Here is a 20567-nt window from a genome sequence, read left to right as displayed (position 1 = left end):
CCCTTGTGAGGCAGGTAAGCTTGGCCGACTATCCGCGCCCGGCAACACCCTTTTTCCAGGGCAGCGGCCCACCGCGCTCTAGACCATCCGGAGGACAACATGTCGAAGTCGGTTCAACTCATCAAAGATCATGACGTCAAGTGGATTGATCTGCGTTTCACGGACACCAAAGGCATTCAGCACCACGTGACCATGCCGTCGCGTGATGCGCTGGACGAAGACTTCTTCGAAGTCGGCAAAATGTTCGACGGTTCCTCCATCTCTGGCTGGAAAGGCATCGAAGCTTCCGACATGATCCTGATGCCGGTCGACGAGACCGCCGTTCTGGACCCGTTCACCGAAGAACCAACCCTGATCATCACCTGCGACATCGTCGACCCGTCGAGCATGCAGGGCTACGATCGCGACCCACGCGCCATCGCCAAGCGCGCTGAAGAGTATCTGAAGAGCACCGGCATCGGTGACACCGTATTCGCCGGCCCAGAGCCAGAGTTCTTCATCTTCGACGAAGTGAAGTTCCACTCGGATATCTCCGGCTCGATGTTCAAGATCTTCTCCGAGCAAGGCTCGTGGATGACTGGCGCTGACGTGGAAGGCGGCAACAAAGGCCACCGTCCAGGCGTGAAAGGCGGCTACTTCCCAGTTCCACCGTTCGACCACGACCACGAAATCCGTACTGCCATGTGCAACGCTCTGGAAGAAATGGGCCAGACCGTTGAAGTTCACCACCACGAAGTGGCGACTGCCGGCCAGAACGAAATCGGCGTCAAGTTCAACACCCTGGTGAAGAAGGCAGACGAAGTACAGGCCCTGAAGTACGTCGTGCACAACGTTGCCGACGCTTACGGCCGTACCGCTACCTTCATGCCGAAGCCACTGTACGGTGACAACGGCTCGGGCATGCACGTACACATGTCGATCTGGAAAGACGGCAAGAACACCTTCTCGGGTGAAGGCTATGCCGGCCTGTCCGACACCGCCCTGTACTTCATCGGCGGTATCATCAAGCACGGTAAGGCCCTGAACGGCTTCACCAACCCGTCGACCAACTCGTACAAGCGTCTGGTACCAGGCTTCGAAGCCCCGGTAATGCTGGCCTACTCGGCCCGCAACCGTTCCGCCTCGATCCGTATTCCATACGTCGGCAGCCCTAAAGCCCGCCGTATCGAAGCACGCTTCCCAGACCCATCGGCCAACCCGTACCTGGCCTTCGCGGCCCTGCTGATGGCTGGCCTGGACGGCATCCAGAACAAGATCCACCCAGGCGACGCGGCCGACAAGAACCTGTACGACCTGCCGCCAGAAGAAGCCAAGAACATCCCGCAAGTGTGCGGCAGCCTGAAAGAAGCTCTGGAAGAGCTGGATAAAGGCCGTGCGTTCCTGACCAAGGGCGGCGTGTTCTCCGATGACTTCATCGACGCCTTCATCGAACTGAAGAGCGAAGAAGAAATCAAGGTCCGTACCTTCGTACACCCGCTGGAATACGAGCTGTACTACAGCTGCTGATCTGACCGGCACCCCGCGCCGGTAACATGATCGAACGGCCTCCCTCGGGAGGCCGTTTTCGTTTGTGCGCCCCATGCCCATGCACTGCAACCCGCCCGCCGCGCTATGCTCTAACTTGGTGCACAATTTAGCGCCATGCCCTGAATTGCTCCCCAATCTGGTTCAAGTTAAACGTTTCACCAAGGGTTTCTGATCCGAATTTGCGCAGATACAGGCCTTTCTGGGCAAATCCCGCTTCTTTTCGGAGCTTTGGTTTGTTTCTTGCATTTTCTTCTGCAGAGTCTCGCATCAGCGGACCCAACCCGTGTCCGGCCCTGGCCAAAGCAGTGCCAGGCAAGCGCCAAAAGAGGTCAACGCCGCCCTATGACCATCAGCGATGCACAGCACCGTCTGCTTCTGGACAACCTGACCACCGCCACTTTGCTGCTCAATGCCGAGCTGCGCCTGGAGTACATGAACCCGGCCGCAGAAATGCTGCTGGCGGTCAGTGGCCAGCGCAGCCATGGGCAGTTCATCAGCGAACTGTTCACCGAGTCGACCGAAGCGCTCAGCTCGCTGCGCCAGGCGGTAGAGCAGGCGCACCCGTTCACCAAGCGTGAAGCGCAGCTCACTTCGCTGACCGGGCAGACCATCACTGTCGACTACGCGGTAACGCCGATCCTGCATCAGGGCCAGACCCTGCTGCTGCTGGAGGTACACCCGCGTGATCGGCTACTGCGCATCACCAAGGAAGAGGCCCAGCTGAGCAAGCAGGAAACCACCAAGATGCTGGTGCGCGGCCTGGCCCACGAAATCAAGAACCCCCTCGGTGGCATCCGTGGCGCGGCCCAGCTGCTGGCCCGCGAGCTGCCCGAGGACGGCCTGCGCGACTACACCAACGTGATCATCGAAGAGGCCGACCGCCTGCGTAACCTGGTCGACCGCATGCTCGGTTCGAACAAACTGCCGTCGCTGGCCATGACCAACATCCACGAGGTGCTGGAGCGGGTCTGCAGCTTGGTCGAAGCCGAGAGCCAGGGCTGCATCACTTTGGTGCGCGACTACGACCCAAGCCTGCCGGACGTGCTGATCGACCGCGAGCAGATGATCCAGGCGGTACTGAACATCGTGCGCAATGCCATGCAGGCAATCAGTTCTCAAAACGAACTGCGCCTGGGCCGCATCACACTGCGCAGCCGTGCCTTGCGCCAGTTCACCATCGGCCACGTGCGCCATCGCCTGGTCGCCCGCGTTGAAATCATCGACAACGGCCCGGGCATCCCGCCGGAACTGCAGGACACCCTCTTCTATCCCATGGTCAGCGGTCGCCCGGACGGTACCGGGCTGGGCCTGGCCATTACCCAGAACATCATCAGCCAGCACCAGGGCCTGATCGAGTGTGAAAGCCACGCCGGGCACACTGCCTTCTCGATCTACCTGCCCCTGGAACAAGGAGCCACCGCCTCATGAGCCGAAGTGAAACCGTATGGATCGTCGACGATGATCGCTCCATCCGCTGGGTCCTGGAAAAAGCCCTGCAACAGGAAGGCATGACCACCCAGAGCTTCGACAGCGCAGACGGTGTAATGGGCCGCCTGGCGCGCCAGCAGCCGGACGTGATCATTTCCGACATTCGCATGCCGGGCGCCAGCGGCCTCGACCTGCTGGCGCAGATTCGCGAACAGCACCCGCGCCTGCCGGTGATCATCATGACCGCGCATTCCGACTTGGACAGTGCGGTGGCCTCGTACCAGGGCGGCGCCTTCGAGTATCTGCCCAAGCCGTTCGATGTCGACGAGGCAGTGTCGCTGGTCAAGCGCGCCAACCAGCACGCCCAGGAGCAACAAGGCCTGGATGTACCGCAGAGCCTGGCCCGCACCCCGGAAATCATCGGTGAAGCCCCTGCAATGCAGGAGGTGTTCCGCGCCATCGGTCGCCTCAGCCACTCCAATATCACTGTATTGATCAACGGCGAGTCCGGTACCGGTAAAGAGCTGGTGGCCCACGCACTGCACCGCCATAGCCCGCGTGCGGCATCGCCGTTCATTGCGCTGAACATGGCCGCCATCCCCAAGGACTTGATGGAGTCCGAGTTGTTCGGCCATGAGAAAGGGGCCTTCACCGGGGCTGCCAACCTGCGCCGCGGCCGTTTCGAGCAGGCGGACGGCGGTACGCTGTTCCTCGACGAAATCGGTGACATGCCTGCCGACACCCAGACCCGTCTTCTGCGGGTGCTGGCCGATGGCGAGTTCTACCGCGTGGGCGGCCACGTGCCGGTCAAAGTCGATGTGCGCATCATCGCCGCCACCCACCAGAACCTGGAATCGCTGGTGCAGGCCGGCAAGTTCCGCGAGGACTTGTTCCACCGCCTGAACGTCATCCGCATTCATATCCCGCGCCTGGCCGACCGCCGCGAAGACATCCCCGCCCTGGCCCGTCACTTCCTCGCCCGTGCCGCCCAGGAATTGTCAGTCGAACCGAAGATTCTCAAGCCGGAGACCGAGGAGTTCATCCGCAACCTGCCATGGCCGGGCAACGTGCGGCAGATGGAGAACACCTGCCGCTGGATCACGGTGATGGCTTCCAGCCGCGAAGTACTGATCGGTGACTTGCCGCCCGAACTGCTGAACCTGCCGCAGGACGCTGCGCCCGTGACCAACTGGGAGCAGGCCCTGCGCCAGTGGGCCGACCAGGCGTTGGCGCGCGGCCAGACCAACCTGCTGGACAGCGCAGTGCCGAGCTTTGAGCGGATCATGATCGAGACGGCACTCAAGCACACCGCCGGTCGCCGTCGCGATGCGGCACTGTTGCTGGGTTGGGGGCGCAATACCCTGACGCGCAAGATCAAGGAGCTGGGGATGAATGTGGCCGGGGGGGATGATGAGGAAGGTGATGACCACTGAGCTCTGAATTAGACTTTTAGATTGCTGGGGCTGCTTTGCAGCCCATCGCGACACAAGGCCGCTCCCACTGGATCACCTCTGCCCCCTGGCTGATGCGATCCAGTGGGAGCGGCCTTGTGTCGCGATGGGGCGCAAAGCGGCCCCAGTCATTTCAGCCTTCTGAATGCACCGTTCCTGTGCCGGCTGCACCTCTCGAAGGCACAAATCCCCTCAAAACCCGGCCAAATCACCCGCAAAGCCCAGTATTCATGGGTTTTGCAAAACTGGCACGCCCCCTGCAATACCTAATACATACCCAGTTTCGGGGGCCCTGGTACAGGCAGGCCGGGTGAACCCCTCTTTTATTTGCAGCACCGCCGCTTTTGGGGACCTCGGTACAGGCAGGCCGGGCCATCCCCCCTTTACACGCAATACGCCGTAGCCCTTTTGGGGACCCTGGTACAGGCAGGCCGGGAAATCCCCTCTTTTATTCGTGCAGTGTCACCTGCACCCGCCAGCGCCCCGCGTCCTCTGCACCCGACCACTCGCCGTGCAGGGGGCGCGCCGCCACCACCGTCAGCAACAACCCTTCCTTGCTGTTCTGCACCCGCCAGCTCACCGGCTTGCCCTGGAGGCTCAATTGCCCCTGCTGGGGCTTGCCCTGGGCCTGGAACAGCAGCGCCACCGTACCTTCTACGTTCTCGCCGTGCAGCTTGGGCTCTTCGTTGAACCACAGCTCAAGGCCTTCCTGCACCACCTGCACCTGCTGCAACTCGCGCTCGTCTGGCGTGGTCAGGCGGCCGATCATCAGCCCCACCATCACACCGACGATTGCCAGCGAAAGCATCATTCGCGGCATCGCCTTCGAACGCACGTCCGGTTCGGGGGTAGAATGCCCGTCATCTTCACGCTTGGAGCCGTGCATGTTTCACGTCATCCTTTTTCAACCAGAGATTCCGCCGAATACCGGCAATATTATTCGCCTGTGCGCCAACAGCGGCTGCCACCTGCACCTGATCGAACCCATCAGCTTCGAACTGGATGACAAGCGCCTGCGCCGTGCGGGGCTGGATTACCACGAGTATGCCACGCTCAAGCGCCACGAGAGCCTGGCCGGATGCCTGGAAAGCCTGGGCAACCCACGGCTGTTCGCCTTCACCACCAAGGGCTCGCACCCGTTCCATGAGGTGGCCTATCAGCCTGGCGATGCGTTCCTGTTCGGGCCGGAGAGCCGCGGTTTACCGGCCGAGGTGCTGGACAGCCTGCCGGCCGAGCAACGCCTGCGCCTGCCGATGCGGCCCGGGTGCCGCAGCCTGAACCTGTCCAACACTGTAGCGGTGACGGTATACGAGGCGTGGCGGCAGAACGGGTTTGCCGGGAGTTGATGCACTGGCAGGAACGGCCTCTTCGCGGGGCAAGCCCGCTCCCACATTGAACGTGGGCTTGCCCCGCGAAGAGGCCGGAACAGGCAATAAAAAAGCGCCCCGAGAGGCGCTTTTCTGATACCGGTCGCGATTACTGAACGGTCGGCGCTTCGCCGGCTTCCTGCATGCGCTGCATTTCTTGCGCGTACAGGGCGTCGAAGTTGACCGGGGACAGCATCAGCGCCGGGAACGAACCGCGGGTCACCAGGCTGTCCAGGGTCTCACGGGCGTACGGGAAGAGGATGTTCGGGCAGAACGCACCCAGGGTGTGGCTCATCGAAGCCGCATCGAGGTTGGCGATCAGGAAGATACCAGCCTGCTGCACTTCAGCGATGAATGCCACTTCGTCGCCGTTCTTGACGGTAACCGACAGGGTCAGCACCACCTCGTGGAAGTTACCTTCCAGGGCTTTTTGCTTGGTGTTCAGGTCCAGGGCAACGCTCGGCTCCCACGTCTGACGGAAGATCTGCGGGCTTTTCGGGGCTTCGAACGACAGGTCGCGCACATAGATACGCTGCAGGGAGAACTGAGGGCTGTTGTCTTCTGCAGCAGCGCCGTTGGTCTGTTGGTCAGTCATGGCAGATCCTTATCCTAATGTTTTTGAATGCAGTGCAAATCAGGCCGCCAGCAGCGCGTCGAGCTTGCCGGCACGCTCCAGGGCATAGAGGTCATCGCATCCACCGACATGGGTGCTGCCGATCCAGATCTGCGGCACCGATGTACGGCCGGCCTTCTGACTCATCTCGGCGCGAACCTGCGGTTTGCCGTCGACCTTGATTTCCTCGAAGGCCACGCCCTTGCTCTCGAGCAGGTACTTGGCGCGCATGCAGTAGGGGCAATAGTCGCTGGAATAGACGATGACGGGCTTCATATCACTTCACCAGGGGCAGGTTATCGGCTTTCCAGCTGGAAACGCCACCGCTCAGTTTGGCGGCGTTGTAACCAGCCTTGAGCAGCTCGCGGCAAATGGTGCCGGACTGCTGGCCCATGGCGTCGACGACGATCAGGGTCTTCTCTTTGTGCTTGTCCAGCTCGTTCATGCGGTTGGCCAGCTTGTCCTGCGGGATGTTCACCGCACCGACGATGTGACCGGCGGAGTACTCCTTGGCCGGGCGGATGTCGATCACCAGCGCCTTCTCGGCATTGACCAAGGCAGTCAGCTGGCCATTGCTCAGGCTCTGGCCGCCACGGCGGATTTCATTGATGAGCAGCAAGACCAGCAGAATGAAGAAGATCGCAACCAGGATGTAGTGATCTGTCGCGAATTGAATCAGGTGAGCAACCATCAGCGGTGTTCCAGGCGATTGAAAATGCCGGCCAGTATACACAGCCCCTTGGTGCCACCAAAGCCCGGCTGGCCGGCCACAAAGCCAGCTTCATGTTGATGCCGCAGGCACGCCGGTCGGGGGAATGGGACGATTATTCGCCGCAGGTGGCGTATTTGCCCTAAAATGCGTGTCTTTATCATCTTTGAACAACCGTGAGTTTGATTGATGACGAGCACGCCCAAACCCCTGGTCCTGGTTATCCTGGATGGCTTCGGCCACAGCGAAATCCCCGAACACAACGCCATCTTTGCCGCCAAGACACCGGTCTACGATCGCCTGCGCGCTACCCAGCCGCACGGCCTCATTTCCGGTTCAGGCATGGATGTCGGCCTGCCGGACGGGCAGATGGGCAACTCTGAAGTCGGTCACATGAACCTCGGTGCAGGCCGCGTCGTCTACCAGGACTTCACCCGGGTGACCAAGGCCATCCGCGACGGCGAGTTCTTCCAGAACCCGGTGCTGACCGGCGCTGTGGACAAGGCCGTAGGTGCAGGCAAGGCTGTGCACATCCTTGGCCTGCTGTCCGACGGCGGCGTACACAGCCACCAGGATCACCTGGTGGCCATGGCCGAACTGGCCGCCCAGCGCGGTGCCGAGAAAATCTACCTGCATGCCTTCCTCGATGGCCGCGATACCCCGCCACGCAGCGCGCAATCGTCCATCGAACTGCTCGACGCCACCTTCGCCAGGCTGGGCAAGGGCCGCATTGCCAGCTTGATCGGCCGCTACTACGCCATGGACCGCGACAACCGCTGGGACCGCGTCAGCGCCGCCTATAACCTGATTGTCGACAGTGCTGCCGAATACACCGCCGACACCGCCCTGGCCGGGCTGGAAGCAGCCTACGCCCGTGACGAGAGCGACGAATTCGTCAAAGCCACACGCATTGGCGAAGCGGCCAAGGTGGAGGACGGCGACGCCGTGGTGTTCATGAACTTCCGCGCCGACCGCGCCCGCGAGCTTTCGCGTGCATTCGTCGAGCCGGACTTCAGCGAGTTCAGCCGCGCGCGCCTGCCCAAAATGGCGGCCTACATCGGCCTGACCCAGTACTCGGCTAAAATTGCAGCGCCGGCAGCCTTTGCCCCGTCCAGCCTGAACAACGTGCTGGGCGAGTATCTGGCAAAGCACGGCAAGACCCAGCTGCGCATCGCCGAAACCGAGAAGTACGCCCACGTCACTTTCTTCTTCTCTGGCGGCCGCGAAGAACCCTTCGAAGGCGAAGAGCGCATCCTGATCCCGTCGCCAAAGGTCGCCACCTACGACCTGCAGCCGGAAATGAACGCCCCGCAAGTGACCGACCGCATCGTTGAAGCCATCGAGCAACAGCGTTTCGACGTGATTGTGGTCAATTATGCCAACGGCGACATGGTCGGCCACACTGGCGTGTTCGAAGCCGCGGTCAAAGCAGTGGAAGCCCTGGACACCTGCGTCGGCCGCATTGTCGAGGCGCTGGGCAAGGTCGGCGGCGAAGCGCTGATCACCGCTGACCACGGCAACGTCGAGCAGATGGAAGACGAGTGCACCGGCCAGGCGCACACCGCGCATACCACCGAGCCGGTACCGTTCATCTATGTGGGCAAGCGCAATCTCAAAGTGCGTGATGGCGGCGTGCTGGCTGACGTGGCGCCGACCATGCTGAAGCTGCTGGGGCTGGAAAAGCCGGTTGAAATGACCGGTACGTCGATTCTTGTCGACGCCTGACTGGCGACAAAGGGGCTGCATTGCAGCCCATTCGCGGGACAAGCCCGCTCCCACAAGCTGCACTGCCCGCCAAGGGGTGCCCAACTTCTTGGGGGCAGGCCAAGGCCTGCATGAATACCTGAGGGAGCGGGCGCGCCCCGCGAAGCGGCCCCAATTGCACATGAATTCCAGACAAACGCCCCCCTGCACCTGCAGCGAGGCGTTTTTTTTGCCTGCCCACGCGGGCATACTAAGCCGGTCTCCATCCTTGGTACGCCAAACCCCATGCTTCGCGCCCTGATCCTCCTAGCCCTGTCTTGCCTGCTCAGCCCGGCCTTTGCCGATGAGCGCGCACAGACCCAGCAGCAACTGGACGCCACCCGCCAGGACATTGCCGAGCTCAAAAAGACGCTGGGCAAGCTCCAGGAAGAAAAGGCCGGTGTGCAAAAGGACCTCAAAGCCACCGAGACCGACATCGGCAACCTCGAAAAGCAGGTAGAGGGGCTGCAGCAAGAACTAAAAAAGACCGAGGGCGAGCTGGAGCGCCTTGATACCGAGAAAAAAAAACTCCAGAGCGCCCGCGTTGAACAACAGCGACTGATCGCCATCCAGGCCCGTTCGGCCTACCAGAACAACGGCCGCGAGGAATACCTCAAGCTGCTGCTCAACCAGCAGAACCCTGAAAAATTCGCCCGCACCCTCACCTACTACGACTACCTGAGCAAGGCGCGCCTGGAACAACTGCGCACCTTTAACGAGACCTTGCGCCAACTGGCCAACGTCGAGCAGGAGATTTCCAGCCAGCAACAACAGCTGCTCGCCCAACGCGCCGATCTCGACAGCCGCCGCCAGGAGCTGGAAACCGAACGCGGCAAGCGCCAGCAGGTCCTGGCCAAGCTCAACAGCGATGTGAAGGACCGCGACCAGAAGCTGCAGGCCCGCGAGCAGGACCAGGCCGACCTGGCCAAAGTGCTCAAGACCATCGAGGAAACCCTGGCGCGCCAGGCACGCGAGGCTGAAGAAGCGCGCAAGAAGGCCTTGCTGGCCCGGCAAGAGGCAGAAAAACGCCGTCAGCAGGAAGCCCTGGCCGCTGCCGCTGCCCGCGAGCAGGCCCGTGAGCCCGCCGAGCCTGTGGAACCGCCGAAAAAGGCCCGCACTACCCTCGGGCCGATGGTTTCCAGCGACGGCGCCAACTACGGCGGCGCTTTTTCTGCTGCACGGGGCAAACTTCCATGGCCGGTCAATGGTCGATTGTTGGCACGCTTCGGCGATGCGCGCGGCAGCGATGCCCGGGCCAAGTGGGACGGGGTGATGATCAGCGCCAACCCTGGTACACAGGTTCGCGCAGTACACGGCGGGCGCGTGGTGTTCGCCGACTGGTTGCGCGGTGCCGGGCTTCTCGTCATTCTCGACCATGGCAACGGTTACCTGAGCCTGTACGGCCACAACCAGAGCCTGCTCAAGAGCGCCGGTGATATCGTCAAGGCCGGTGATGCCATTTCCACCGTTGGCGACAGCGGTGGCCAGGACGCGGCAGGCTTGTACTTCGCCATTCGCCAGCAGGGCCGGCCGACCGACCCTTCACAGTGGTGCCGAGGCTAATCAAATTTCTACGGCGTAGCCTGAATGCTGCGCCGCTGCTCCCCAGGGAGCTATTACAGGATCAGGAGTTCGTTCGACATGCTGCACTCGCCTCGTCTCACCCAGCTGGCCCTGTCCATCGCCCTGGCGGTCGGCGCGCCCCTGGCCGCCGCCGCAGAGCCGGCCAAGCCAGCCGCAGTACCCGCCACCGAGGTGACCGCCAAGGCGCCGCTGCCGCTGGAAGAACTGCGCACCTTCGCCGAGGTCATGGACCGCATCAAGGCCGCTTACGTCGAGCCGGTGGACGACAAGACCCTGCTGGAAAACGCCATCAAGGGCATGCTCAGCAACCTCGACCCCCACTCCGCCTACCTCGGCCCTGAGGACTTCCAGGAGCTGCAGGAAAGCACCAGCGGCGAATTTGGTGGCCTGGGCATCGAAGTGGGCCAGGAAGACGGCTTCATCAAGGTGGTGTCGCCAATCGACGACACCCCGGCTTCGCGTGCCGGCGTGCAGGCCGGCGACCTGATCGTCAAGATCAACGGCGCGCCGACCCGTGGCCAGACCATGACCGAAGCGGTCGACAAGATGCGTGGCAAGGTCGGGGAGAAAATCACCCTGACCCTGGTGCGTGACGGCGGCAACCCGTTTGACGTGACCCTGGCCCGTGCGGTCATTCAGGTCAAGAGCGTGAAGAGCCAGCTGCTGGAAAACGACTACGGCTATATCCGTATCACCCAATTCCAGGTCAAGACCGGTGACGAGGTGGGCAAGGCGCTGGCCAAGCTGCGCAAGGACAACGGCAAGAAGCTGCGCGGCGTGGTGCTGGACCTGCGCAACAACCCCGGTGGCGTGCTGCAATCGGCAGTGGAAGTGGCCGACCACTTCCTGACCAAGGGCCTGATCGTCTACACCAAGGGCCGTATCGCCAACTCCGAACTGCGCTTCTCGGCCGACCCGGCCGACGCCAGCGAAGGCGTGCCACTGGTCGTGCTGATCAACGGCGGCAGCGCATCGGCCTCGGAAATCGTCGCCGGCGCCCTTCAGGACCAGAAGCGTGCCGTGCTGATGGGCACCGACAGCTTCGGCAAGGGCTCGGTGCAGACCGTGCTGCCATTGGCCAACGACCGAGCGCTGAAGCTGACCACCGCGCTGTACTTCACCCCCAACGGCCGCTCGATCCAGGCCCAGGGCATTGTCCCCGACATCGAAGTGCGCCCGGCCAAGCTGACCGCCGAAGTCGATACCGACAACTTCAAGGAAGCCGACCTGCAAGGCCACCTGGGCAACGGCAACGGCGGTGCAGACCGCCCGACCGGTAGCAGCAAGCGCAAGGAGCGCCCGCAGGATGACGACTTCCAGCTGAGCCAGGCACTGAGCTTGCTCAAGGGCCTGAACATCACCAAGGGCGACTGATACCCCCAATGCGTTATCTGTTGTGTCTGCTGTTCTGCCTGATGGCCGGGGTCGCGCAAGCGGGAACGGCCGCCAAGGCCTACATGAGCATCATCATCGACGACCTGGGCCAAAGCCCGGAGCGCGACAGCCGGACCCTGGCCTTGCCCGGGCCGGTGACCATGGCAATCATGCCCGACACCCCGCATGCCAGCGACTTCGCCCGCCAGGCGCACAAGGCCGGCAGGACGGTGATCCTGCATATGCCCATGGACCCGGCCACAGGGCCTTATGCCTGGCACCCAGGCATTGCCATCGAAGAGCTGGCCAGGCGCCTCGACGCCGCCCTGCTCAAGGTGCCCTACGCCGCCGGCATCAACAACCACATGGGCAGCCGCATGACTGCCCAACGTGAGCCGATGACCTGGTTGATGGGTGAGTTGCAGCGCCGCCACCTGTTCTTTGTCGACAGCCGCACCAGTGCCGCTACGGTCGCGGCAGCCGAAGCGCAAGCACAGGATGTCGCGCATGTGTCGCGGGATGTATTTCTGGATGACGTGCGCACGCCGGAAGCCATCGACGCTCAGCTGCAACAGGGCATCGAGCTGGCCCGAAAGCAAGGCTCGGCCGTGTTGATCGGCCACCCCTACCCGCAAACGCTAGCGGTACTGGAAAGGCAAATTCCACGGCTCAAGCAGTTGGGTGTCGAACTGATCACGCTGCAACAGATGATCGCCATACGTGGCAACCAGGCCATGCCTCCTCACGGTAAGCATGGCCGTTACAGCAATCGCTAGCGTTTGCCGATCGCGGCCTGCCGCGAGGCGGACAATGCGACTGTTCAGAGGTTGAACGGGATTACATCCTTGGACTGTGCGTAGGTCAGATTACCCCGGTAAATACTCAGGACCTGCCCCTCGCTCGCCGCTTTCATTTGCTCGCGATAGCCCATCTTGCGCTGGCTCCACAGTTTCAGATGGCCTTTGCCAAACGCCGTCGGCGCAGCCTGGGAGTCGGCAAAGTGGAAATGCGCGGCCCACAAGGGTTTGCCGAGGGCCTCGCCGGGAGCACGCAACAGGCTGATCCGGTATTCGTCCAGATACCCATCGGAGACCACCTGCCGAGGCCCGACATATTCCACGGCGAGCAAGCCCTGCTGATGGAGAAAGTTCAACCCTCTGTAACCTGGGTAGCGCGTCTTGCTGTAAAGCTCTACCAAACAGTCGCGGCGGGCCTGCCGCAACAGAATCAACGCATCGTCCATACCCGCCAGCAGCGCTTGCTCTGCGTCGGCATCGCTGAGCTGTTCACGCAGCTCGGCTACTTCGTTGATCTGGCTGTCCAGCATCGACATCAGGCCCATGTCGTCTGCATCCTTGGCAACGAGGTCTCGGGCTTGCGCGATGACGTTTTCGTTCTGGGCCAGTATGGCCCCGGCCAGTTCCCGGTTGTTCCGTTCAGAGTCCGGCGTCGAAGTGCGGGACTGCGGTTCCGGTTCGCCGGCCGCTACCTGTTCCACCCAGGCGTTTCCCTGCTTCTGGAAGCGATACACTACGTTCTTGTTGAAAGCCCCTGCGACTTGCAGCACCGGCTGCCCATCGACCACCGCTTCGCTGCCAATCACTACCTGGCCCGCCCGGGTATGGGCCACCTGCAGGCTCCTTTGTGGATAAACCGCACGACGCGTGCCACGGGCCTGACCGTCCGCCTGTTCGCGCATGGCCTCCACCAATGCCTCACCAGCGATGGATTTCAGCTCAACCATCTGTTGCTTGTAGGCTTCGAGGCGCTGGACATCGATGAGCTTGCTACCGAGTGTCTTGATCCGTTCGGCGTTGAGAATTGCCGCGAGGTATTCGTTCCACGCACTTTGCAGCACCTCGATTCGTTCGGCGACAGGCAGGTCACAGAACATCAGCAGATGATGCGTTTGTGCGGCCACCCGCAGGCGCTGGCTGGCGAGCGCCTGGCGGAAAATCATGTAGTGCTGGGTAGGCGTGCCTTTGTGCCACTGCAGGGCCAGCTCGACCAGGCCCATGGCCTGGAAAAACCGGATGTTGATCGTGGTCGTCTTGCGAGTTCCGATAATGCCCGAGACACTCAGGGTGGCATCGGTGTAAGGCACTTGCATGTCGATATCGGTTACCGCCAACAGGCGATCCAGCTGGCTGGAGGCCTTGATGATCCTGGGCTGCTCTTCGAGCATCTTCTCCAGCATCGTCCGGTATCTGGCATACAACTCGGACTTTTGCTCTGGCGGCGCAACGTTGAGTGCGTTGGTGAGGCGGTCATATTCCCTGAAGCCACCCAAGGCCAGCAGCTCATCCATGAAGAACATGCCATAGCTGATAAGGCTCTTGCGGACTTGGGCCAAGAGCATACGCTGGTCTCTCACGCTGCCGTCCTGCGGCGAAAAACTTGACTTGTCGAGCACGAAGACAATGTTGCGTTCGGCCTCGAGATATCCCGCGAACAGCCTGTCGTTCAACGCCAGGCGCTGGGTGCGAAGTTCATTGGTCTGCTGGAGCAATTGCTGGTACTTGCGGTTGAACAACTCGGTAGCCTGCTCGAATTGCGCACGTTCGCCCGGGTCGGCTGGCGGGTCTTTTTTCAGCCGTTCCTCGACTTTTTTCACCGGATCACGCAAACCCACAATTTGCTCGCTCAACGCGTTGAAATCCTTGGTCATTGCCTCCGCTTCCAAGATTTGCCGCTCGATCTCCGTCTGAGCCTTGGCGACCGGCTCGCTAAGCTTCTTGCGCAGCCGCTCCCGGGCCAGCTGGCCCGAGCGACCACTGCCACCATGCAGGTGTGAATTGTTGAGGAACCAGATGTCGCCATCGCGCATCAGGTAGGGCCCAAGCGTGCCGTCCGGGCCCATGATCCGAGGGCCGGCATTCTCAAGGCTGACTCGATAAACGTGACCGTCCAGCGACACATAGAAATCGCCCTCGACGCGTACCAGCCCAGCAGCCATGCCCTGCGTCTGCGGTTCGCGCCCTTCCAGCGAAACACTGGCCGCCAAGGTCTGCAGGTGCTCGCGCTGGGCCTTCGACAAGCCGTTAAGCCCCCCCGCCCCACGCCAGGAAAAATCGAGGTGGGTATTGGCCATGGCCTGCAGCGTGTCGACCGAGGCAGTGGGCTCCCGCGTTGCTGTGGACAGATTCGCCAGCTCGATGCCATTGCCTGCCGGCGGCCCCTCAAACAGCAATGGCGGCAGGTCGCCAGAAACCGCCGGCGCAGCCAGTTTCGGGGTCTGCAGGTGGACCAAAGCCAGCAAGGTATTGTTCAGCACATCGACCATCGCCTGGATACGCTCGTCAAGGTCCGTGCTGGCCAGGCCGTGCACATCGCTGATCAAGCTGCGCATGCCGATATAGAGCCAGGCAACCGAGGTGAGGGGGCCCGGCAACACAGGGAGCACGACATTCAGCAGCTCCCAGGAAAACGCCGTGACCAGCCGCCAGCGCACCTCGCTGTTGCTCATGGCGCTGCGATCCGCCAGTTCCAGCAGCATCCGGCCCTTCGCTTCGAACATCTGCCGATCCACGTCCTGCGCCCAGAATTGCAGTGCCAACCGAACAGGCTGCGGTTTCTCCGGGAGCGTGTAAGGGTCGAGCTGCCACTGGGGCAAGTGCGGTTCCCGGAAGCCGCCATTGTCGTAAACCGCACGCTGCGCTTGTTCGATCCAGAGCAGCACGCTGTCCTGCAACGCCCCCGGGCTGCTGATCGCATCCAACAGTGCCTGAGCGCTGTCGAACTGAATGAGTGCCTTGTCGGTGTACAGCGGGCAGTACAACAGATGAGCACCCAACTCGATGAGTTCGATCACGTAGAAACCATGCGCCACGTCGACCCTCTCTGATGTCGGCGCGCGTTTGAACGCAAGCGGTGCAATCCGCACAGCCGCTGCACCTTCCTGGCCGCTACGGCAGAATTCTGCCAGGGCGCCGTAGGCGAACTTGTCGAGCCGTTTGACTGCCCGCGCCCGCGCAGCATCGAACATCAGGGTGATACGCCAGCGTATGGCGAATGCCGAGATGTGTTCGGCGCGACTCGCCGAGCGATCAAGAATCGACTGCACATGCCGTGGATAACTGCCGCCGATATCGACTCGCCGCACCAACTCACGGATGTAGTCAATGGTCATCCATTTCATGATCAGTTGGTTTTCACGGTGCGCGATGTGAGTCACCACCCCTCCAGCGGTGGCATCCAGGCGGCCGATCGCCAACTGCGTCAAGGTCAACGTCTTGTCGCCGGTCTTCTGGCCGAAGCCTAGCCCGTGACCGTCACTGACAAAGGTTTCGACGGTGAGGATAAGGTCATCAGGGAAGTAATTGGCATCTACCGGGTGGTCATGCAGCATTTCCTCGCGCAGGCGCGTCGCTGCGTAGGTGTGCAAGTCCGGCAGGCCGGCCGAACCACCCAGGGCCGCGCTGTGCTGTTGCAGTAGCGACAAGTCGAGCATGGCTTGCAGGTAGGCGGTCTGGCTATCCGTATCGGCTCGCGACAGGCCCTTGGGCAGCGCCAGGCCCAGCCCACCAGTGCCATAGTCACTGAACTCGGCAAAAAAAGACGCAGGGTCGCAGGCCAAATGGCAGTACCGCTCCAGCTGGTCGACGCTGTCGATCGCGCTCCAGCGCAGGCGGGCCAAGCGCTCGAGCAAGATTTCCAGCAACAGGGCGCTGTACGCGGCAAAAGCGTCGCCCTCGACCGCCAGGCCTTGCCAGCTCAACTCATCAAACCGGTATCGATCAGCCATCCGCATGTGCAACGCAGCCCCGAATGCTGCCTGGGAATCGAAACTGCGCACCAGGCCGTCGGGAGAACACCAGAGCGTCAGCTCACGAACCTCGCTGGAGGCGGTAATCAGCAAGCCGGGCAACAACTCATGGAATGTGGCGCCGCCCTCACGTAACGCCACCCGCACCAGCAGCACATCCAGCCCGGTGCGATTGCCCATCATCAGGTCACGCAGAAGCTTGCTTTGTTCGTCGTCCAGCGCCTCGTCTTTCAGGCCATCGAGCAGAGTGGCACGCAACACCTGCTGCAACCAGAGGTCCCGGTCGATCGTGGCATCGCCGTTCCAATAGTCGATCTGTGCTTGCTGGAAGTGCCAACGCAGCATAGGCACCAACGCATTCAGGGCATCGGTCAAACGCGAGGGCTCGATCAAATCGCCCTCGGCAGTTTCAAAGCTCGACTCGATGGCGAAAAAGCGCCTGGGCGGGTTCAGGCTAAGGCGGTAGTCACCTGCTGGGGCGAAGTCCAGCGGTTTAGCCTCAAGCATGGCTTGCAGCACAACATCCACGAGCGGCTGAGGGTGCCAGACACCATCCGGCTGCAGGGACAGAAGGTACAGCGGTGCAGCGGAGGTCATTTCAGGGCGATGCACGCCGACCAGAGGATAGTGCTCCAGGATCACGTTCATGATCCGTTCGCCCGCGACCTGGCGAAACGTGGGACGGCTGGCGAACTGGGCGGCGACTGCGTGATTGAGGTTGTGCGCGTGAGTGGCGGACATGACCAGGACTCGTGATGGAATGAACCACACAGCGTCCTTGAGAGGCTACCAAGACCGGTGCTACATATTGCTGCTGGCAGGCCGCTGCACCTTGCGGTGCAGCAACCTGCCGGCCAGTCAGCTATAGACCCGGCCAAGCACCTGGCGGTGGCTTTCGAACTGGTCCAGCACATCACGCACGATCTGCTCTGGCGCGAAGCCCATCAGGTCGTACTCCTGGCTGCCATCGTGCAGGTAAACCTCGGCGCGATAGAAACGCTGGCGCACTTCCGGCTCGCCTTGCACGGGTGCTTCGCTCGGCGCGGCCATGTAACCGTCCAGGCTCACTTCGTAAACGAACGGGTTACCCTCGTCCATCATCACCCGCAGGCCCATCATGTTACGCGACTGGCCAACACGGGTTTCCACCTCGAAGCCCAGGTTCTGCAACTGCGCGGCAGCGTCTTTCAACGCCGGGCTGACCTGCTTGTCCATGAAGCGCTGCACCACGGCCTGGGTTGGCTGCAGTTCCAGCTGGGTCAGGCGCTCGCTGAAGCCACGCCGGCCACGGGCGGCCAGCTCGGCGCGCTCCTGCTCTACCGCCACGTCCTGCTTCATGGCCTTGTACAGGCCGAACATGAACAGCACGAGCACTACCGAGAACGGCAGGCCTGCCAGCACGACCATGGTCTGCATGGCTTCGAAGTTACCGGCAAACAGCAGGCCGATGGTGACCAGGGTAATGACCACGGACCAGAACACCACCATCCAGTGCGGGGCGTCTTCGTCGACCTTGCCGCCTTTGCACGAAAGGTTGGCCATCATCACCGCGCCGGAGTCGGCCGGGGTGAGGAACAGCACGAAACCGACGAACACCGCCACGCCGATCACGATCTTGGCCGCCGGGAAGTATTCCAGCAGTTGGTAGATCGACATCGATGGCTGTTCCAGCGCAGTCTTGCCCAGTTCCACGGCGCCCTGGTTGATCACCAGGTCCAGCGCGGTGTTGCCGAAGATCGACAGCCAGGCCAAGGTGAAGCCCAGCGGGATCAGCAGCACACCCATCACCAGCTGGCGCACGGTGCGGCCCTTGGAGATACGGGCAATGAACATGCCGACGAACGGGCCCCAGGAAATCCACCAAGCCCAGTAGAACACGGTCCACAGGCCCAGCCAGCGCTCGGACTTGCCGGCTTCGCCTTCATACACATAGAGGTCGAAGGTTTTCAGCACGATGCCGTTCAGGTAGTCGCCGACGTTCTGCACGAAGCCGTTGAGCAGGTGCAGGGTTTCGCCGCCCAGCAGGACGAAGATCAACAGGCCGCTGAACAACATGATGTTCAGGTTGGACAGGCGGCGGATGCCGTTTTCCACGCCCGATACCGCTGCCACGGTGGCCACGCCGGCCATGACCAGGATCACCATCAGCAGATTGGTCTTGCTGTGGTCCATGCCGAACAGGTACTCCAGACCGGACGACACCTGCATCGCGCCAATGCCCAGGTTGGTCACCAGGCCCAGCAGGGTGACGAACATGCCGAAGATGTCCACGGCATTGCCTGCTGCCCCTTTTACCCAACGCTCACCGACCAATGGGTACAGCGCCGAGCGCAGTGCCAGTGGCTGGTTGTGGCGGTAGGCAAAGTAACCCACCGCGAGGCCCACCAGGGCATAGATCGCCCAGCCGTGCAGGCCCCAGTGCAGGAAGGTCAGCTGCAGGCCCTGGCGCGCGGCCTCGAGGCTGGCAGGGGTGCCCTCCGGGGGGTTGAAGTAGTGGTCCAGCGGCTCGGATGCGCCGAAGTACAGCAGCGAGATACCGATACCCGAGGAGAACAGCATGCCCGCCCATGCGCCGTAGCTGAAGTCTGGCTGGTCGTCCTTGCCACCCAGCTTCAGGCTGCCGTAGTCGGAGAAGGCCAGGTAGACGACGAACAGCAGATAACCGCAGATCACCAGCATGTAGTACCAGCCAAAGGTGCGCGTCAGCCACTTCTGGGCCACGCCCAGCACTTGGCCGGCGGTTTCGGGTACAGCGATAAGCAAGGCAGTCAGAACAAGGATCATCAGCGCCGAGGTGAAGAACACCACGCGGTTGACCCGTACCCTCTCGGCGGGGGGCTTGGTTAGTGAGGCAGAACTCATTGCACGAATGCTCCGGGCAGTGCGGCTGTGGAGGCTAATCAGTCTTTCCCGAGCAATTGGTGGAATATCCCCACTGCGTCAGGTGTTATAAAAGCACCCTGGAAACCGTGATCCCGAATCGATACGTTGCAAAAAAACAGACAGGTGGCCTGTTGAAAATGCCATACCTCAGCTGAGGTGCGCGCATTCGTCACAGATCACCCCGCCCGCTCCAAGGGCCTGTCGCAGGGCCAGAAGCCGCACGGCAGAATCTGCATTTCGCATCGCTCATGCCCGTCAACGCCTTGTATTACGGGGGTTACGCGATTTCCTGGGGTGTCAATCCGTGCATCGATCAACGCTTGAAAGAGTGTCAATGGCACAAATTGTCGCAGAGCTTATTCTTTATTGATTGAACGTTCAATCAAAACAAAATAGACTGGTCTTCGCCGAGTCAGCCGCTTGTCGTCTGCTCGCAGGCCTGAGGAGATAGCAAGATGCCCAAGGTCGGTATGCAACCCATCCGCCGCCAGCAGTTGATCGAAGCCACGTTGCAGGCGGTCGATCAGGTCGGTCTGGGGGACGCCAGCATTGCGCTGATTGCCCGTTTGGCCGGTGTGTCGAACGGCATCATCAGTCATTACTTTCGGGACAAGAACGGCCTGATCGCGGCGACGATGGGTTACATCATGAACATGCTCAACGAAGGTGTTCGAGCACGTCGCCAGGCCCTGACGGACGACAGCCCGCGCGCCCACCTGAAAGTGATCATCGAGGGCAACTTCGATGCCAGCCAGGTGAACGGCCCGGCAATGAAAACCTGGTTGGCCTTCTGGGCTTCCAGCATGCACCAGCCCGATTTGCACAGGTTGCAGCGGATCAACGACCACCGCTTGTACTCCAACCTGTGCTGCCAGTTCCGCCGCGCCCTGCCGCTCTACCATGCGCGCAAGGCAGCCCGCGGCCTGGCAGCCCTGATCGACGGTCTGTGGCTGCGTGGCGCCCTGTCGGGTGATGCATTCGACACCGACCAGGCAATACGGATTGCTTACGAATACATGGATCTACAACTGGCTAAGCAGCACACCCTGGGCACCAACGACCAGGCCGCTGAACAAGCGCGCACGGCACTTGCCAACCCGGCAGGAGCGTGACGCGCAAGCCA

The 20567-nt window shown here is 61.8% G+C and carries 15 protein-coding genes and 1 pseudogene; 9 read left to right on the top strand and 7 right to left on the bottom strand.

From position 1 onward, the window contains the following. The first annotated feature begins 99 nt into the window (after positions 1–99). From glnA to ntrC, 3 genes are all read left to right on the top strand, one after another. Positions 100–1506, top strand: coding sequence for a type I glutamate--ammonia ligase (glnA, locus tag OO258_RS05235; RefSeq protein ID WP_110745123.1), 1407 nt, complete (start codon positions 100–102; stop codon positions 1504–1506). 363 nt (positions 1507–1869) lie between these two features. After that, complete coding sequence (gene glnL, locus OO258_RS05230; protein WP_110745124.1) at positions 1870–2955, top strand: nitrogen regulation protein NR(II); 1086 nt, start codon at positions 1870–1872, stop codon at positions 2953–2955. Further along, positions 2952–4388 (top strand): nitrogen regulation protein NR(I), encoded by a 1437-nt coding sequence (gene ntrC, locus OO258_RS05225; protein WP_266029088.1) that lies wholly within the window; start codon positions 2952–2954, stop codon positions 4386–4388. Before glnL ends, ntrC begins: the two co-directional genes overlap by 4 nt. A 466-nt stretch (positions 4389–4854) precedes the next feature. Here the strand turns inward: ntrC and OO258_RS05220 are convergent, their stop codons facing one another. Next, the gene (locus OO258_RS05220; RefSeq protein ID WP_266029087.1) at positions 4855–5292 is read right to left on the bottom strand and encodes a hypothetical protein; all 438 of its coding nucleotides are present in this window, start codon (positions 5290–5292) and stop codon (positions 4855–4857) included. Between OO258_RS05220 and trmL the strand changes: the two genes are divergently transcribed. Beyond that, the gene (gene trmL / locus OO258_RS05215) at positions 5291–5752 is read left to right on the top strand and encodes a tRNA (uridine(34)/cytosine(34)/5-carboxymethylaminomethyluridine(34)-2'-O)-methyltransferase TrmL (protein WP_012274606.1); all 462 of its coding nucleotides are present in this window, start codon (positions 5291–5293) and stop codon (positions 5750–5752) included. The genes OO258_RS05220 and trmL overlap by 2 nt on opposite strands. A 130-nt stretch (positions 5753–5882) precedes the next feature. Here the strand turns inward: trmL and secB are convergent, their stop codons facing one another. Genes secB through OO258_RS05200 form a run of 3 tightly spaced genes read right to left on the bottom strand, consistent with a single transcriptional unit; the run spans position 5883 to position 7077 of the window. After that, positions 5883–6368 carry a protein-export chaperone SecB gene (gene secB / locus OO258_RS05210; RefSeq protein ID WP_110745128.1) on the bottom strand — a complete coding sequence of 162 codons (486 nt, stop codon included), beginning with the start codon at positions 6366–6368 and terminating at the stop codon, positions 5883–5885. Between the two features lie 39 nt (positions 6369–6407). After that, entirely contained in the window at positions 6408–6662 is a 255-nt protein-coding gene (gene grxC / locus OO258_RS05205) for a glutaredoxin 3 (RefSeq protein WP_003249204.1), read from the bottom strand. 1 nt (position 6663) lies between these two features. Further along, the gene (locus tag OO258_RS05200; protein ID WP_266029086.1) at positions 6664–7077 is read right to left on the bottom strand and encodes a rhodanese-like domain-containing protein; all 414 of its coding nucleotides are present in this window, start codon (positions 7075–7077) and stop codon (positions 6664–6666) included. Between the two features lie 207 nt (positions 7078–7284). On the opposite strand from OO258_RS05200, the gene gpmI reads away from it, so the two are divergent. The 4 genes from gpmI to OO258_RS05180 all read left to right on the top strand — a co-directional run bounded on the left by gpmI (position 7285) and on the right by OO258_RS05180 (position 12572). Next, positions 7285–8820, top strand: coding sequence for a 2,3-bisphosphoglycerate-independent phosphoglycerate mutase (gpmI, locus tag OO258_RS05195; RefSeq protein ID WP_266029085.1), 1536 nt, complete (start codon positions 7285–7287; stop codon positions 8818–8820). A gap of 264 nt (positions 8821–9084) precedes the next feature. Beyond that, positions 9085–10401 carry a murein hydrolase activator EnvC family protein gene (locus OO258_RS05190; RefSeq protein WP_266029084.1) on the top strand — a complete coding sequence of 439 codons (1317 nt, stop codon included), beginning with the start codon at positions 9085–9087 and terminating at the stop codon, positions 10399–10401. A 78-nt stretch (positions 10402–10479) separates the two neighbouring features. Continuing rightward, the gene (locus OO258_RS05185) at positions 10480–11796 is read left to right on the top strand and encodes a S41 family peptidase (protein ID WP_266029083.1); all 1317 of its coding nucleotides are present in this window, start codon (positions 10480–10482) and stop codon (positions 11794–11796) included. 8 nt (positions 11797–11804) lie between these two features. Then, complete coding sequence (locus OO258_RS05180; RefSeq protein WP_266029082.1) at positions 11805–12572, top strand: divergent polysaccharide deacetylase family protein; 768 nt, start codon at positions 11805–11807, stop codon at positions 12570–12572. A 44-nt stretch (positions 12573–12616) separates the two neighbouring features. Here OO258_RS05180 and OO258_RS05175 read toward each other — a convergent pair whose 3' ends face one another. The 3 genes and pseudogenes from OO258_RS05175 to OO258_RS05170 all read right to left on the bottom strand — a co-directional run. Continuing rightward, positions 12617–17302, bottom strand: a complete 4686-nt coding sequence (locus tag OO258_RS05175) for a dermonecrotic toxin domain-containing protein (RefSeq protein ID WP_266029081.1) — start codon at positions 17300–17302, stop codon at positions 12617–12619. Between the two features lie 117 nt (positions 17303–17419). Further along, positions 17420–17776 (bottom strand): hypothetical protein, encoded by a 357-nt coding sequence (locus OO258_RS27580; protein WP_416309187.1) that lies wholly within the window; start codon positions 17774–17776, stop codon positions 17420–17422. 46 nt (positions 17777–17822) lie between these two features. Continuing rightward, positions 17823–19366, bottom strand: a pseudogene (locus tag OO258_RS05170) (BCCT family transporter); the annotation flags it as partial. A 533-nt stretch (positions 19367–19899) separates the two neighbouring features. Between OO258_RS05170 and betI the strand changes: the two are divergent. Beyond that, the gene (gene betI, locus OO258_RS05165) at positions 19900–20556 is read left to right on the top strand and encodes a transcriptional regulator BetI (RefSeq protein WP_266029080.1); all 657 of its coding nucleotides are present in this window, start codon (positions 19900–19902) and stop codon (positions 20554–20556) included. The last annotated feature ends 11 nt before the right edge of the window (positions 20557–20567 follow it).

Source organism: Pseudomonas sp. DCB_BI (assembly GCF_026240995.1).
Taxonomy (GTDB): domain Bacteria; phylum Pseudomonadota; class Gammaproteobacteria; order Pseudomonadales; family Pseudomonadaceae; genus Aquipseudomonas.
Note: the sequence above shows the minus strand (reverse complement) of the source record. Positions and strands in the feature narration are given on the sequence as shown.